Below are 16,895 nucleotides of genomic sequence, written 5' to 3' on the forward strand. Positions count from 1 at the left end.
AACCATTAATTTTTCTGACAAAAAAGACTTTTCCTATTTTTGGAAAAGTCTTTTTTTAACACTCTATTTTAGCGTCTAAAATTAAGCTACTGTCTTTTCTTCTATTTGTGCTGTTTTTGCACGGGAACTTGGAATAATATTAAATAAAATATTTAAGATTATAGCGGTTATTCCACCTGCTACGATACCACTTTGGAAAAGAATACGGATGTTTTCTGGGAATTCCATGAAAATATTAGGAACGACCGTAACACCAAGACCCATTCCAATTGAACAGGCAAGAATTAATAAGTTTCCTTGTTGATTAAAGTCAACCTTGCCTAACATTTTAATTCCATAGGACACAACCATTCCAAACATTGCAAGCGAAGCTCCTCCAAGTACTGCTGTAGGAATTAATGTTGTAATAGCTGCAATTTTAGGAATAAATCCTAAAATAACTAAAATTGTACCAGCAGCATAAATGACATTCTTCGTTTTTACACCAGTTAGCTGAACTAGACCAACGTTTTGAGAATACGCAGTGTATGGAAATGAGTTGAAAATTCCACCAATAACAGATGCTAACCCTTCTGCACGGTATCCCTTTCCTAAATCTTCTTCTGAAACCTTTTTGTTTGTAATATCACCAAGTGCCAAATAAACGCCTGTTGATTCAATTAAACTTACGATCGCCACAAGGGTCATCGTAATAATAGAAGTTAAATCAAAAGTTGGTGCTCCAAAATAAAACGGAGTAATTCCATGAATCCACTTTGCGTCTCCTACTTCTGAAAAATGAACCATCCCCATAAACGCTGCAACAATCGTGCCAATAATAATACCAAGTAAGATAGAAATTGTTTTGATAAATCCAGTTGTAAATTTATTAAGCAATATAATAATAGCTAGTACTCCAAAAGCAAGAACTAAGTTTTTTAGATTACCAAAGTCTGCACTTCTTTGTCCTCCCGCCATATCATTAAAAGCGACAGGAATCAAAGTTAGACCAATGATTGTTACTACAGAACCAGTTACTACCGGCGGAAAGAATTTTACTAGTTTACTAAAAATAGAAGAAATAAGTACAACAATAATACCAGAAACAATAATGGCGCCATAAATTGCAGTTATTCCATGCTTACTCCCTATTGCAATCATCGGACCAACAGCAGTAAATGTACAGCCAAGCATAACGGGAAGACCAATCCCAAAGAATTTATTTTTCCACACCTGTAACAATGTAGCCACACCACAAGTTAAAAGATCAATCGAAATTAAATAGGTTAGTTGTTCAGGTGTTAATTTTAATGCTCCACCAACTATTAAAGGCACTAGTACAGCTCCAGCATACATTGCTAGCACATGCTGCAGACCTACAGACCACGTTTTTACTGTCATTTTTTCCATTTTAATATCCTCCTGCATAAATGCCTTCATGTGTTCGTTGTTCCGCAAATGTAACTTTTCCATCCTTTAAGGATGCTATTCTGGCTAATGATTCTAAGCGATAGCCTTTAGCAATTAAATCATCAGCTCCAGGCTGAAATGACTTTTCGATTAATATCCCAATCCCACTTACCTTAGCACCAGCTTGCTCGACAATATTTGCTAAGCCTAAAGCAGCCTGTCCATTAGCTAAAAAGTCATCAATTACGAGAACATGATCATCTGGATGAATATACTTTTTGGAAACAGTAATTTCATTCGATTCTTGTTTTGTAAAGGAATAAACCGTTGCAGTATATAAGTCACTTGTTAACGTAAGCGACTTTCTTTTTCTTGCAAAGATTACGGGAACATCTAATGCTAGACCAGCCATGATAGCTGGTGCAATCCCAGATGACTCTATCGTTAATATTCTAGTAATGCCTGCCTCTTTAAAAATGTTCGCAAATTCTAGGCCAATTTCTTTCATCAGATGAGGGTCCATTTGGTGATTAATAAAAGAATCTACTTTTAATACATTATCACTTAAAACAATACCTTCTGCTTCAATTTTTTTCTTCAATAACTCCATTACTAGACTCTCTCCTTTTTTGGAGGACAGTTTTTAGCAGCAAAGAGATGCTCGACTATCCTTAAATAATACAAAAAAAAGCACAGTTACTTACTCTATGAGTAAGCGACTGTGCTTTTTCGAGCAAAATAGACTGCTCTATTTATGCATAGATCAGTATATCTCCATTTTATACGCTTACCCGTAGTCAGACGATTAACGGTCATCTGGTAGAAACTTGCAGGCCATATTCCTGCTATTATACGAGTTTTATATTGTTTGATTATTTGACAACATAATGGATTATAACGGATTTTCGCTGAAATGAAAACTAAAATTTTAAAAAGGTGAAAGTTTCCAGCTTTTTCACTTTAAATAACCGTGCTTTTATTTAGTTTCCTTAGAATAGGTAAAAACCCATCGATCATCCATTTGCTTATTGGAATAGTTATTTAACCTTTTGCCATTTCTAAAGAAATTTCAAATCCCCACATCCTAGTTGAATTGGATACCTTATACTTTTTCGGTAGCAATACGCCGAGAAGACGCACCGCTTATTCTTGTATGACGGATTTCATTGATGCCGAATGCTTTGGTGTCATTCAAACTTCCCAAATATCTTCCTATCGTCTCAAGCAATCTAATGGGAAACTTAAGATTTAAATCCATACTTTTTTTGAATACATGTACTTAATGTGGATAAAAAAGGAATCAAACAAAATGTCTGATTCCTTTTTTTATTAATTTGCTTCCTGGCTCCAGCCAAAAAGTTCATTCTCTCTCTGTTCCGATTCTAAAACCGTATGATGAAAGGTTCTGAAATCAATTGCCTGATCTTTTTTCTCTGTAATCACCTTAATATATTCACCAATCTTCACCTTATTCTCTGGGGAAACTTGGCCAAAAGGAATTTCCGCTGATCTTCCATAGTAAATATTAGCTGATTTATTAGCCAATTTTATTTTTTTACTATTAATTAAATAACGTGAATTAGGAACCGTATAAACTGTCTCCCAATCACTCTCTGTCTCGAATTTAATTTTTGATAAATGTTCTCCCGCAACCGAAATAAGGATAACATCTGGTTGTAAGTATTCAATAAGTTCATGCCATAATTTTACACCTTCTGCTTGAAGGTCTTTCTTCGCTTCTTTGCTTAAACTATCCCAAGTAGGATTTGTTGCAAGCGGTGAGCAAATATCTGTATGCAATGCCGTATTTTCTTTGTTACCATAAAAGCTTGCATTTATTCCATTCAATAACGGTTCAAAAGAAGGCTCATACCATGCTTTATATGGGTCTTTTTCAAAATACTGGTCAAGTGCAGTAATATACTGTTGATTGAATTGATAGTGATGGTCTCGTTTCATCGATTGAAACCTTTGGAAAGGGTCAGGGTCAGGGAAATCGCGTCTAGACGGATTTAGACCTACAGTAATGATGCGGATAGGGGATTCAAAATATTTCTTACTATTACCAAAATACATAATTGGCATCGAGGGCTTTACAATATACGTCCTCTCTTTCTTACTTTCATACATTTCCCAATACTTTTTAATTAATTCGGTTTGTACTGCCTGTTGAATAACAATAAAAATCATCCTTTCGATTTAGTAGAAAAAATATAGCAAGTCCACAAAAAAGTGGAATTCCTTCCTCTCTATTATATATTATCCTTAGCCTATTGGTAAAGAATACGTCACGTTTTATAAAAAAACTCTTAAAGGTTAAATATAAGAATATGCTGCATTTTGATTGTTTTAAAACTATCTAAATATATTTTGGTATTTTTTTCATTCTCGTGTACTGCTCAATAAATACCAGCTTAAGCACTTATTCATTTTTTATACAGTAGGATAGCTATGTAATCTATCTATATAAGTAAAAAAACGAATACAAGGAAAAGGGCCTAATCATAAAAGATACGTTTTAAACAAGTGTATTCATTTCAAGTACACTTATGTTAAAAGGATCTTAATTAATCAGACCCTACACATAGACTAACTTATTTCAAATCAGCAAACTCTCTCGCGATTCTTTCTAACGCTTCTTTTATAATTGGTCTAGGCGAAGGAATACAAATTCGTTGATAAGTAATGCCTTCTTCTCCAAACATACTTCCATCTTCTAGTAACACATTGGCTCTATGATAAATACGCTCATGTACTTCTTCTGGTGTAATCCCATAACCACTGAAATCCATCCACATGATATAGGTTCCCTCCGGAATCGTCACTTTCACCTTTGGCATATGTTCATCTATGTATGCCTTTACCCATTCCATTGTTCCGTCAATATATTCCTTTAGTTCCTCGAGCCATTCTTCTCCATCATTATATACTGCAATAAGTGCAGAGATCGTAAAAGGTGATGCCAATTGGTGACCCATTTCTTTATTAAAAGCCTTTCGCAACTTTACATTCGGAATAATTAAATTAGTACAGTGGAGTCCTGCCACATTAAATGTTTTATTGATAGCCGTACATGTAATCAAATGATCATTATTTGCTGCTACCATAGCAATTGGAGTGAATTTCTGATTACATCTGATCAAATCACCATGGATTTCGTCTGCAATAATTAACACATTATGTTTAACACAAATCTCATTTAAACGCGTAAGTTCTTCCACTGTAAAAATGCGCCCAGTTGGATTATGGGGATTACAAAGAATAAACAGCTTCGTTGATTCTTCTTTTGCTTTTGCTTCAAAATCGGCAAAATCTATTGTATAGTATCCTTCTTCATCTTCAAGTAATGCATTATTTCTAACCACTCTTCCATTTCTTTCAATAGCAGAAGTGAATGGTGGATACACTGGACGTTGGATGATTACACCGTCTCCAATCTCTGAAAAAGCTCGAACAGCCATGTTAATAGCATGAACCGTTCCTGGGCTGTAGACAATAGAATCTCTGTCTATTTCCCAATTATGTCTTTTCTTGAACCAATGCTGAATCGCTTCATAATACTCATCAGGAAAAATAGAATATCCATATATGCGATTATCAACCGTTTTATGTAATGCATCTACTAAGGCTTGTGGCACAGGCAAATCCATATCTGCCGTAAATAGCGGAATAGTTTCTTCATCATATCGCTCTGTTAGCCCCATCTGCTTAATAATCTTTCCACCATCCCATTTAATGGAATACGTATTCCGTCGATTTACTACTTCATCGAAGTTATTAATCACTACATCCACCATCCTTTTTCTAGTTTGAAGCCATTATAACATGGAGAACAACCAAAATACCTGTTCCTAACATTTCCTAAAACGTTCATTCAACTAAAACTCTAAAAAAAATACTATACAGAGAAAAGATACTATCTCTTCTCTGTACAGTATGAAATCATACATTATTTACGCTTTTTTTCTTCTTTGAATAATGAATAAACTTATACCAGCAACAATAATAATCACACCTGCTAAAATCCAATTATAGGTCGAAGTTGCCGTGTTAGGCAGATTACTACCGGAACTACTGTTTGTACCCCCTGTGGTTTTTGTTCCATTTGAATGACCATTATTTGCAGTTCCATCTTTAGTAGAATCGGATGGTGTACCATTATCTGATCCGTCATTATCATCCTTAACTATATCCGGTTTTTCATTGACAATAATGATTCTTTCTACAGAAATTTTATTGCCAGAAGAATCAGCAACTGTATAAGTTAGTGTATAGGCTCCTACTTTATTCGTATCTATTCGTCCAGAAATCACTACTTTATCAGTTATATTACCATCGACATTGTCTTTCGCTTTGTAACCAGGCTCTTTATATTTCTCTCCTTTTATAAGCGTAATAGAATGGCTACCTTTTAAGGTTAACTCTGGTGCCGTTTTATCAACGACTTTAACAGTACGTTTAGCAGTTGATTCATTTCCGGCAGCATCTGTCACTGTATACATAATTGTATAAGTTCCCACTTCAAAGCGAAGTGTTCCAGATACTACTACTTGATCCGTAATATTGCCATCTAACGTATCAGTAGCGGTAAATCCAGGCTCTAAATAGGCTTGACCTAAATCTAAGGTTATCGTGTCTTCACCAGAAAGCTTAATTACTGGTGCTATCGTATCTTGAACCGTAACCGTACGAGTCGCTATCGCTTCATTACCACTAGAGTCGATTACATGATATTTTAATTCGTATTCTCCTACTTTTGTTACATCTACGCTTCCATATTCCGCAACAAATTCAGTAAGATTTCCATCTACAATATCCGTAGCAGTATAGCCAGGTTCTACATATTCTGTCCCGCCTTCAATGACGATTTTTTCTCCACCCTCTAAAGCTAGATTTGGTGCAGTTGTATCTATTACTTTTACTAGGCGTGTAACAGAATAGCTGTTATCACTGGAATCTTTAACTGTATAGGTTAACGTATATTCACCTGGTTTTGATGTATCAACTTCACCAGTAACCTCTACTTTATCTGTAACATCTCCATCGACATTATCAATGGCAGTATATCCTGGTTCTGTATATTCAGCTCCAGCTTCTACTTCTATCGTACCATCAGTTAAGGAAATATAAGGCTTTTCTTCATCGACAACATGGATTTTTCTTTGAACTTCTCCCATATTTCCAGCTGTATCACTTACTGTGTAAGTTAATACATATTCTCCAGGATTCGTTATATCCAGTGTTTCTAAATCTTTTACCTCAACCGAAGAGGTTAAATCTCCATCGATATTATCTTCTGCTGTATATCCTGGTTCTACATATTCAGTACCAGCTTGAATGACTAATGGATTATCTCCCTCTAAAGTGATAACCGGTACATCTGTATCCACAATAAATGCGTTAGAGGTCCATTTAATTGTATTATCTACTACATCCTTTCCTCGAACATGAAGATAGTATGTTCCACTATGTCCTTCTAAGGTTAATGTATCTCCATTCTTAAATGGTTTCCACGCATTTAGTTCTGTTACCGAGTTTCTCATTCCTTTTGCCGTTACGGACTCTACAGAATCTAACTCTTTCGATTCAGACCATAAATATTCTAGGGTATCATCCTTCGCATCTGGAATATTCACCGTTACTGAAACATGATTAATTGGCTCTGTTGAACCATTATTTTCTCCAACATCTGGAATTGGCGCTTCATTATCTACCGTAAATGTATCTGTTTTTGACACGATTACTTTGTCTGTTGTTGCTACGGTAACTTCTAGCGTATATTGACCAGATTCTAATTTTTCAGGAAGAGTCAGCTGGAAGTTTAACTCTTTCTCTTCTAAATCAGAGACATACTTTTGTTCCGCAGAAACAACCGTATCTTTCTTATTATTTACTACTTTTGCTGTTACAGTAATAGCTTGATCTAATGCTTCATCGTCACTAATGACAGATAAATCAAGGGTATTATAGCCTTCATTGCTTGAATAAGTTTCTTTCAAGCCACTAACTTCTACTTTTGGATTATGATCATCATAAGATAATTGAATCTGTGCTACACTGTTGTCCTTCGCTTGTGAAAGTACACTAATATTTAATCCATATTTCGGCACATTTCGTCCAGAGTATATTTGACCTGGATTAGAATAATCTTTGTAATCATTAAAAGTCGGAACTGCTGGCTGAGAAGGTAACGTGATACTTGTATTATCAACAGCTAAATAGTCGATAAACATTTTATCGGTTGGATTTAAAGAAAATGCTGCATCTTGGATTTGGTATCTAGTAGAAGCTACTTCTCCACCAGACCAAGCTGCGGTTGCTTGATGTGCATCTACTACTCCTAAAAATCCGTCACCTGGATGATCTCCTACCCAGTTATTGTCATATAGATTGTCCACATACCAAACAACCATTCCTGGATCAAGTGTCAATACAGAGTTACCGCGTGTTATTCTGCCTAACGCTGTATCCGCTGCCGCCCAGTTTCTCCATTCCACTAAGTAATAATGCTCTGACTCTTTTAAACCATCGCTTTTAGTAAAACCTTCAAGCGTAAATGCTGCATCATCAGATTCTACATCATCTACAATAACGTCTTCTCCATCAATATTTACAACTAAATCATCTACATATAAACCTGGCATCGCAACATAACTATCTGTCCAGTAATTAATTTTCAGTTTAATTGTTTTACCTGCGTATGCAGATAAATCAAATGAAGCAGTTACCCATCCATTCGATGTTCCAGTAATACCATGCCCTGGATTTTGTCCATATCCTTCTGGATCCTGATCTGTTGTTATATTACCTGGTATTGCCTTCCATCCTGACCCGTCATCTACTTGGACAGATCCGTAATCCCAATTTTCTTCAATATCGTAATTAGCATTAAAGGTAAATTCAGCATGTGTTGCTTTCGTTAAATCTACTGTTGTAACAAGATCATTATTTAAATCATTTCCACTTCCACTATGATACTCATATTGCCCACTAGTTGGTGTATTAATAACTGTTTTCTTATTAGGAAGAGACACTCTTACTGCATCTGCGTTTGTCCCTTTCATACTTGCTTGGTCGATATTAAGTGTTTTTGTACCATCTATAATATCTTCTAGGCTATATTCTACTGGTTTGAACCAGTTAGAATTTGGCCATTTATTTTGCAAGTACTCCTTATCATATGGACTAAATCCAGTAGGCTCTGTACCCCCAATGATCCCTGCCCAGCTTCCAGAGGCCATGATCGTCCAGTAATCTGTAGGAGCACCTACACCACCAGCCGTATAATTCGTATCATATTCATCAGGTAAACCTAAGTCATGTCCAAATTCATGGGCAAAAACGCCTGTTGCACCATCTTCAGGTTGAACGGTGTAGTCATAAGCAGTTAACCCTCCACCCCAGTAAGGAACTTCTGCTTGTCCTTCCGTACCAGGAATAACAGTAGGCTCTGCTAAACTCCAGCTATGAGACCAAATAGCATCAGCACCAATAGCACCACCGCCAGCTTCTTCACCCGTGCCCGCATGCACAATCATTAAATGATCAATGATTCCATCTGGCTCACGGTAATTGCCATCTCCATCTAAATCGTAAAGATCCTCTTTGTCAAATTGTGACAAATCAATATTAGGATCTTTTGATGCAGCTTCTAATGCTTCTTGAACTAGATCTCTCGGTCGAATGTCACTTCCATCTGCTGTAGGATAGTTTCCTCCATAATAAGCAGCTGGGTGCTTTGCAGTATACCAGTCAGATACAACGCCATCAATTGTATAACTCCCACCTGATTGTTCTTCATAGTATGCTTTCATTGAAATGAAATTTTCGTCATTTCCACCTTTGTATGTAGAGTCTCCGAAGACCATTTGTTCATAGTGTTCTTTTGTGTAGTCATCGTATAATAGAACAGGATTATCCTCTTTAGTAATACTGCTATGTGGATAATCAGGGAAGTCAATAAGTAATACTAATACTTCATCTGTAGTTACTTCACCATCCCAATTTTCTTCTATAATAGAGTCTGGTGATGTCTTTTTCGCTGCAATTTTCTCTTTTTTTGACTCTTTCGGAGTACCTGCCGCTACAGGCCCTAGTCCTGCTTTCTTTTGAATACCATTTCGTACTTCTTTCGGATCATCAACTAATGCCTCCGCTTTATCAGCACGCTTCTTTAAATAGGATAATAATTTCTTTTGTTGTTCTTCTTTCGAGGCATTTTTACTAATAATTCCTTGTTCAATTAAAGATGCAAGTACTTTTTCTTCATTTACCATTCCAATGTCAAATGGACCACTTGCATGTTTGCTCACAAAAGGTAGAGCTGAATCATCATGAGTATGTAATACTGGGGTGGACTTTGCTTCTACTTTATTAACTGATCCAAATAATGAAGCAAAGGAAGTAAAAACTAAACTTGCCGATAATACGAACGTTCCCATTACTTTCTTCCAATTTACCATTTCATATCCCCCAATGTTTTTTATGACAGATTTAATGTCCCTCTCTTTAGCTCTGTCACTGTATAATAAATATAGATATAGGAATATTCTGAGATGTCTGAATAATACTATAACAAAAACAATAGGGAAAAAGAATATATTTTTATAATTATTGAAAATTTCTTACTTTTTACTCATTTTTCTTACCCGCTAATATAATACTATTATAATAAAATTGATATTGTGTAACACTATAATGTTCTGTAATTCTTTCTATGCTTAAATCAAAATAAGAAAAGGAGCTTTTTCATGGCGCTTAAAAAAGGAATTATTTTCTCCATCATCCTATTATTAACAGCTTGTTCAAACGGAAAGATAACAGAAACTCAGGAACAACCTTCCAGCAAACAAAGTGAATCATCTATTGAATTGCCATCACATAAATCAGTGAAAATCGATAAAAATATAGAGGCTTCTATTCCTGCAAAAGATGATTTCGACTTCCAAGATGGGGACAAGAATGTTTTAAGCATGATAGAAGCTTCTATTTCTTATACCCAAGAGAAAGATGTCTTACTTTTTGTTTTTCAAATAACCAACAACGCCAAGCATCCATTTACTTTTCATTTTGATACAATGCAACAATACACTTTCACTATTCGAAAAGCGGATGGAGAAGTTGTGAAAGAGCTAAAAATGACAACCAATAAAAAGCTTCCTTCAACTCTATTCTTGAAACCTGGGGGAACAGTTGTCTATGACGTTTCAGTGAAAAAGTTACCTCATGGTTCTTATACTATAAATTTTGTCTTTCCCTCAAAAGAATTAACCTTGAAGAAGTCTATCGATTTTTCCATAGAGGAGTAATATTATTATAAGACTTGTTCCAAAACCTAAAATTCCGCTTCATACAAAAACCCCCACTAATCAGTGAGGGTCTTACATCTAGCTCTTTCAACCTTTAGAAACAGTACCAAGTAAAGTGTCCTGTGTAGCAGCTGGAAAGATTATCGTTGCTTTTGTTCCTTTATTTAATTCACTTTGGAAAATCAATTTACCATTATGGCTTTCAATAATTTTATAACAAGTCATTAAACCAAGGCCTGTCCCTTTTTCCTTTGTTGTATAAAATGGTTCCCCAAGTGTACTAATTCTTTCATCCGAAATTCCTACTCCCTGGTCAATAATTTCAATCGATATATTACCATCTCCCAAGGACGTTCCCTTAATTGAAATATAGCCACCTTCTGGCATGGCTTCGATTGCATTTTGCAAGAGGTTAATAAATACTTGTTTTAGGCGTTTTTCTTCACATAAAATCATTGGCATTTCCCATTCATATACTTCCTTAATCTGAATGTTATGTAAGCTCAATTGAGTATGTATTAACGTAACTACATCTTTAATTATACTGCGAATATCTTTAACTAAGAAAACATCAGCTGTAGGCTTAGCAAGAAATAGTAATTCTCCAACAATACTATTAATTCTTTCAATTTCTGACAATACAATTTCAAAATACTTGTTCTTCGGATTTTCTGACTTGGCAAGTTGAATAAATCCTTTTATTGATGTTAATGGATTTCTAATTTCATGAGCAATTCCTGCTGACATCTCTCCTAAAATCGCTAGTTTCTCTGATTTTTGTAGTAAATTCATCGTTTCTTCTTTACTCGCAGTGACATCTTTTCCTATTGATAATACTGCGTCATTACCATTTAACTTAATCGCTAAACAAGATGCCTCATAGAAAAAAACACTTCCATCCACACGCTTCATTTTATATTCAATATGCGAGAGTGGCCTTTTTTTTCTAACGCAATCTTTATTCTCATTTTCCATCGTTCCATATAATCAGCTGTTACAAATTCTCCAAATGAACGATTAATTAACTCTTTATTACTCTCTGCCGCCATCATTCTAACAGCAGCATGATTAACATAAATCAACCTATTTTCTGGATATGATTGAATAAATATAGATTCAGGTAATGAATCCATTAGAAGACGGTAGCTTTCTTCACTATCCTTGGCTTTCTTTTCGTAGTATTTAGATACATCATACCTCCAGCCAACAATCCATGCTATTATCGTAAACAGGAAAAAATCAATGTTGAAAAATGGTTCATGATTTATCACAAATTGATAAGTAGTAAATAATATGGAGATAGAAACTAACGTAATTTGTCCCCATATTTGCCTATTACGATCCCAAAGCAGCATAGACATTGCCCCTTCAACGAAATAAATTCTATACTTGTTCGTTCAATTGAACGTCTTTTCTCCTATATTAACATTTTTATACTTTAACTTGAAGAGGGTTTACTAATGATAGAATAATTGATTACTTATTTTATTATTTCTTATCGTAAAGTATAATTTAATGAAAGGAACTTCCCAAAAGGAGGAAAATAATGGTAGAGTTTTTTAAAATTATCGCTGAGATTGTCAACATTTTTCACGATATTATTATGGACGTCGCTACAATCCTTGGCTGGCAAGCTACAGACAAGGATTTACATTTATGGATTATCGGTATCATTGGGATTATATCATTTTTTATTGTTCAATTTATCTTTAAACGATTAGCAGCTTGGAGCATCAAAAGCATTTCTTTTATCTATACATTTACGCTTATCCTTGTATTAGTATTTGCAATTGAAATCCAACAAGGGATTACAGGAAGGGGTAATATGGAATTCGCAGATGCTGTTGCAGGGATTAATGGCTTTCTCCTTTTTTTCGGAATATATCTAGTCATTACCTTATTCTTTAAAGGCATTAAAAAAATCGTTAATAAACAAAAGCTTCCATCTAATAGTGATAATAATAGTCCAACGGAAGATAGCAACCTTCCTTCTCGACATTCTCGTTATCACAAATAATATTTCCTTAGAAACTCACTACTTACAACGTTAGAAAAAAGAAAGGATTATCTATGGATTGTGTGAATACTTTTAGTAAGAAACAAGCGAAATTCAATTACTATGTTCTACTTGTTATTATTTTTGGCGGGTTCCTTATTTTCGGATTATCAGAGAATGTCAAAGGTCCTGCCATTCCTATTATTCAAGCCGATTTCCTTTTAAGTGAGTCACAAATAGGTTTTTTACTTGCTATCAACTCACTTGGCTATTTAATTGCCTGTACCTTTACTGCTGCTCTCGCAAATCGAATTGGTATTAAATGGACTGGTATTGTTGCTTTTGCCTCTATGGCTATCTCTGGGATTTGTCTTTATTTCTCAGAAAAGTATTTCGCCCTTTCTTCCTCTTACTTTCTTTTATATATTGGAAACGGAATGCTTGAAATCGGCCTTGGAATAATGGCGGCTCGTATTTTCACGAAAAATACTGGCTTTATGATGAATTTGGCTCATTTTTTCTATGGATTAAGTTCAATGATAGCGCCGATTATTGCATCATGGATGATGAGATGGACAATTGCAGGAGGAGAATTAGGCTGGCGAGGAATGTACTTCATTGTGTTGTTGTTAGCCCTTTTGCCCATCATCCCTTCTTTTTTTGGTAAATTCCCAGAGGAAGAAACAAGCGATGATGAGACAGTTTCTTATCGATTTTTACTCCGGGATCCAGTTGCTTGGCTTATTGTCATGATTCTCTCCTTTGGGGTAGTATCGGAATTGGCTGTAGGAGGATGGTTAGTTAACTTTTTAATTAAAGCGTATTCATGGAATGTAGAAACAGCATCTGGTATGCTATCGATATTTTTCCTGTTTTTTATGCTGTCTAGACTATTTCTTGGCCCTTTAACAGATAAAATTGGCTATACCATTTCTATTATGATTTTTGCTGCTTTTTCCGGTATTTGTAGCTTTGCTGGCATTATTATTGGAGAAAAAGGTGCCATTCTTTTTGCTATCGCAGGAGTTGGTATTGCCCCCATTTATCCAACCGTCATGGCACTGCTTGCCAAACGATATCCTAAAGGAACTGGTACAGCTATCACCTTTACTGTTACTTTAATGGGAATCGCTAGTGTACTCGGCAACCTGCTAATTGGCGTAATTATAGATGGGATAAATCGTTTGTTTTATTCCAGTAATGGTGTCATTGGCCAACAGGCAGGCTATGGATTTATTGCATTACTATCTATACTTTGTTCCATTTGCTGTCTGATTTTATACTATTATTTACGTAAAAAGAACGAGATTCTCTAATGGCTGTTTGATGCATACTTAATCTTTAGATAGATAGATTTTATCGTAACCATTGTCATGATAAGTAGCAAAAAAACAACGCAACATCCAATATAAAACAGGACATTAGGATAATACCCTGATTGATAAAAGAAATAAATAGATATACCTATTAACACTGTAAGAAATAATTCAAATAGAAACGCAGTAATCATAAAAGCGAAGTAAGGATAAATGATTCCTTTGTGGTTTACATACGTTAAAGTCATGCCGTCCCAAAAGCGATCTGCTAGTCTAGTAATACTCAATGTAGCTCTCTCCTTTAAAATTGGTATATATACTAAACTATGAATGCATCTTAAAAAACATGCTTATTCCTTACAACGAACGAGGATGAGACATAAGTATTCCAGCCAAGGATAAATCCGAACAATTATTCGAAGATGCTAATGAAAGTTCCGTATAATTGTTTGGTTTTTTATTTGTTTTTAAAAGGAGTTTTCCATGAAGTTTAGTGCGTTTCCCCGCAGCCGGAATACACTTCGCTTTCCCGTGGGGCTCGAGCTGAGCCTCCTCAGCTCCGGGGTCTCAGGCTGTCTCGCTAATCCCCGTGGCGTCTACGTGTATTCCGGCTGCTCCGTTTTCCCAACTAAACATATTTCCTCTTGTAAAAAGTATGCGAAAGCAGCCACTATTTATTTACTAGCTAAATTAGAAATTGTTCGTCTTTACAGAGTATCTATTTAGTTATGTCCCAACCTCAGTCCATTTGCTTAATTAAGCTCTGGCCAATATTCTTTATTCACTTCCAGTAAATCATCTAAGATCTGTTTAGCTATTTTAGCATTTGGCACCATTCTAGATAATGTAATGGCTTGCCAAAGTTTTTGATAGGAATGTTCTTCCCAAGCTTACACTACTAATTTTTCTACGGCTACTTGTTGCTCCATTAATCCTTTTTGGAATCTTGGAATAGTTCCTTGCACTAATGGTTCTGGACCATTCGCTCCAACAATACAAGGTACTTCTACCATTGCAGTTGGATCAAAATTTTGAATCGCTCCATTATTTTCGACAATTAAAAGCATTCTTTCTTGTGTGTCATATGCAATTGCACAAGCTAAGTCTACGATATAAGAAGCATGTTCATCTATTTCTAACTCTGATCCTTCTGTGGAACCTAATTCTGCTATTCTATTACATTGAGAGAATATTTCCTTCTTAGCAGTGAAATAAATAGCTAATGCAATACCGGGTGCTGCAAACATTTTGGAGTTTCCATATAACCCAAAGCCACCAGCTGGGAACATTGCCTTTAATGATTCCGTGCTTTGCGCAAAGCTACCAAGATTCCCCATCCAATATTTCACAATTCCGTCTTCTACAACAGCTGGACCAAACATAAATGGTGTATAAATAAAATGATGCAAACCTGTTGGGATTAATGCTCTTTCAAAAAGATGATAAAACCAAACACCCATTGTTCCCGAACTAGCTAAAAACCCTTGAAGAGAACCGATTCCAGACTGAACAATCGGCCAAACCCAGGCAACGACAACTGCGATTGGAATCATCATAAAGTAACCAAGGATTACCACGTAAGCAGAACCTTGAAAAATGCCAAGCCATTCGGGTAGTTTCTTTTCAAAATACTTATTATGTAGCCATACAGTTAAACTAGAAATTACAATGGCTCCGATAATCCCTGTATCCAATGTTTTTATGCCAGCAATTAGCTTCATTCCACTAGTACTGCCAACATTTTGACTAAAATCAACTCCGAATGTTGATCCAAAGTATTCTAATATACCTGAAAGAAAATAATTAAAAGTTAGATATACGACGACTGCTTCCATTACAGCACTTGCATTAGCTATTTTAGCTAATCCAAGTGCAATACCTATTACAAAAAACAATTCCATCTGATTAAATACAGTCCATGCTCCATTTTCCAAAATACTTAAGATACTATTCCATGTGGTACCTTCTTCTGCTATACCTCCTACAATTTGAGGATTATTTAGCATAATAGTTATTGCAAGTACAATTCCCGAAAAGGCAAATAAAAGTACTGGTGTAAACATAGCTCCCCCATATCGCTGAAGCTTTTGCATCATATAAATTACCTCTCTATAACTATTTTTCTGTATTTTGTTAACTTCTATTTCTATTTAAATATCAGATGAAAGCGGATTCAATAAACTCAAAGCAGTTAGGTAAACGCTATCATTTATAGATAAACGTCCCAACCAACGGGAAATTTCCCAATAAGTTAGGACTTCTATTCCTTATTATCTGAGCTCACTTTTAAATGACCAATCGCAAATACAATAGCTGCTATTCCTAACCAAAAAGAATGTCCCCAAATAGCTGCAGTAATAAAAATACAGCAAGGCAAGACTGCTAACGGAATGGGTATGAAGAGAAAAGACTTCATCAGAAACCGATATTCTCGGTCACTTCTTACATACCTCACCCATAGTAGATAATATAGAATAAGAGAAAGAAAGGATAAGAGAAGCCAGCTATTTATTATTTCTCCAGCAGGATTTTTAGTAATGATTACTAAAAATAGGCAGCCTATTTGTCCTACCCTTTCAAAAACAACAAAAAGCCATGGCGTTTTATTTGATTTTGAAGGTATATTTTTTGGTGGAAATAAGAGCATAAATAGGATATTTGGTACGAGTAAGCCTAAGCAAGAAAAATACCAATTGGAGACAAGGAAAAAGACATTTAAAATCCTCCTTTTTAGTGGAAACTATGTGATTTTATTATCATTGTTTTTCCCCCCACATACAACGAAAAATGAAAATATCTTTCCTATAAGCGGCTTTCTTGCTATCGCGTATTGAAAATAATAAAATAGACAAAGTATCATATACAGAATCAATAGGTTGAAAGGAG

At 35.3% G+C, this 16,895-nt stretch carries 12 protein-coding genes and 1 riboswitch; of the genes, 3 read left to right on the forward strand and 9 right to left on the reverse strand.

Translation table 11 applies throughout. The features are described 5' to 3' along the window. Nucleotides 1–81: 81 nt before the first annotated feature. The 5 genes from HHU08_RS20445 to HHU08_RS20465 all read right to left on the reverse strand — a co-directional run bounded on the left by HHU08_RS20445 (nucleotide 82) and on the right by HHU08_RS20465 (nucleotide 9,851). On the reverse strand, nucleotides 82–1,389 hold the full coding sequence (locus HHU08_RS20445; RefSeq protein WP_169189164.1) for a nucleobase:cation symporter-2 family protein: 1,308 nt from the start codon (nucleotides 1,387–1,389) through the stop codon (nucleotides 82–84). Between the two features lies 1 nt (nucleotide 1,390). Further along, nucleotides 1,391–1,999, reverse strand: coding sequence for a xanthine phosphoribosyltransferase (locus HHU08_RS20450; RefSeq protein ID WP_016202133.1), 609 nt, complete (start codon nucleotides 1,997–1,999; stop codon nucleotides 1,391–1,393). A gap of 164 nt (nucleotides 2,000–2,163) precedes the next feature. Next, nucleotides 2,164–2,265: riboswitch (purine riboswitch) on the reverse strand. A gap of 453 nt (nucleotides 2,266–2,718) precedes the next feature. Beyond that, nucleotides 2,719–3,579, reverse strand: coding sequence for a hypothetical protein (locus tag HHU08_RS20455; RefSeq protein ID WP_205835659.1), 861 nt, complete (start codon nucleotides 3,577–3,579; stop codon nucleotides 2,719–2,721). A gap of 404 nt (nucleotides 3,580–3,983) precedes the next feature. Continuing rightward, complete coding sequence (locus HHU08_RS20460) at nucleotides 3,984–5,174, reverse strand: MalY/PatB family protein (RefSeq protein WP_169189166.1); 1,191 nt, start codon at nucleotides 5,172–5,174, stop codon at nucleotides 3,984–3,986. A gap of 168 nt (nucleotides 5,175–5,342) precedes the next feature. Further along, entirely contained in the window at nucleotides 5,343–9,851 is a 4,509-nt protein-coding gene (locus HHU08_RS20465; RefSeq protein WP_169189167.1) for an immune inhibitor A domain-containing protein, read from the reverse strand. Nucleotides 9,852–10,139: 288 nt separating this feature from the next. Here HHU08_RS20465 and HHU08_RS20470 point away from each other — a divergent pair, with 288 nt between their 5' ends. Beyond that, the gene (locus HHU08_RS20470) at nucleotides 10,140–10,697 is read left to right on the forward strand and encodes a BsuPI-related putative proteinase inhibitor (RefSeq protein WP_101729393.1); all 558 of its coding nucleotides are present in this window, start codon (nucleotides 10,140–10,142) and stop codon (nucleotides 10,695–10,697) included. An 87-nt stretch (nucleotides 10,698–10,784) separates the two neighbouring features. Here HHU08_RS20470 and HHU08_RS20475 read toward each other — a convergent pair whose 3' ends face one another. After that, a complete protein-coding gene (locus tag HHU08_RS20475) occupies nucleotides 10,785–11,609 on the reverse strand; it encodes an ATP-binding protein (protein ID WP_224427810.1) in 825 nt (274 codons plus the stop codon). After that, complete coding sequence (locus HHU08_RS25185; protein ID WP_224427809.1) at nucleotides 11,606–12,058, reverse strand: PAS domain-containing protein; 453 nt, start codon at nucleotides 12,056–12,058, stop codon at nucleotides 11,606–11,608. Before HHU08_RS25185 ends, HHU08_RS20475 begins: the two co-directional genes overlap by 4 nt. A gap of 185 nt (nucleotides 12,059–12,243) precedes the next feature. On the opposite strand from HHU08_RS25185, the gene HHU08_RS20480 reads away from it, so the two are divergent. Together HHU08_RS20480 and HHU08_RS20485 are read left to right on the forward strand one after the other, a co-directional pair. Further along, the gene (locus tag HHU08_RS20480; RefSeq protein WP_169189168.1) at nucleotides 12,244–12,714 is read left to right on the forward strand and encodes a hypothetical protein; all 471 of its coding nucleotides are present in this window, start codon (nucleotides 12,244–12,246) and stop codon (nucleotides 12,712–12,714) included. Nucleotides 12,715–12,767: 53 nt separating this feature from the next. Beyond that, entirely contained in the window at nucleotides 12,768–14,009 is a 1,242-nt protein-coding gene (locus tag HHU08_RS20485; protein ID WP_169189169.1) for an MFS transporter, read from the forward strand. Here HHU08_RS20485 and HHU08_RS20490 read toward each other — a convergent pair. Then, complete coding sequence (locus HHU08_RS20490; protein ID WP_016202125.1) at nucleotides 14,006–14,296, reverse strand: hypothetical protein; 291 nt, start codon at nucleotides 14,294–14,296, stop codon at nucleotides 14,006–14,008. The two genes, HHU08_RS20485 and HHU08_RS20490, sit on opposite strands and share 4 nt — an antisense overlap. A gap of 603 nt (nucleotides 14,297–14,899) precedes the next feature. Next, the gene (locus HHU08_RS20495; protein WP_205835661.1) at nucleotides 14,900–16,105 is read right to left on the reverse strand and encodes a PTS transporter subunit EIIC; all 1,206 of its coding nucleotides are present in this window, start codon (nucleotides 16,103–16,105) and stop codon (nucleotides 14,900–14,902) included. Between the last annotated feature and the right edge of the window lie 790 nt (nucleotides 16,106–16,895).

It is taken from the genome of Niallia alba, from assembly GCF_012933555.1.
In the GTDB taxonomy this organism is placed as follows: domain Bacteria; phylum Bacillota; class Bacilli; order Bacillales; family Cytobacillaceae; genus Niallia; species Niallia alba.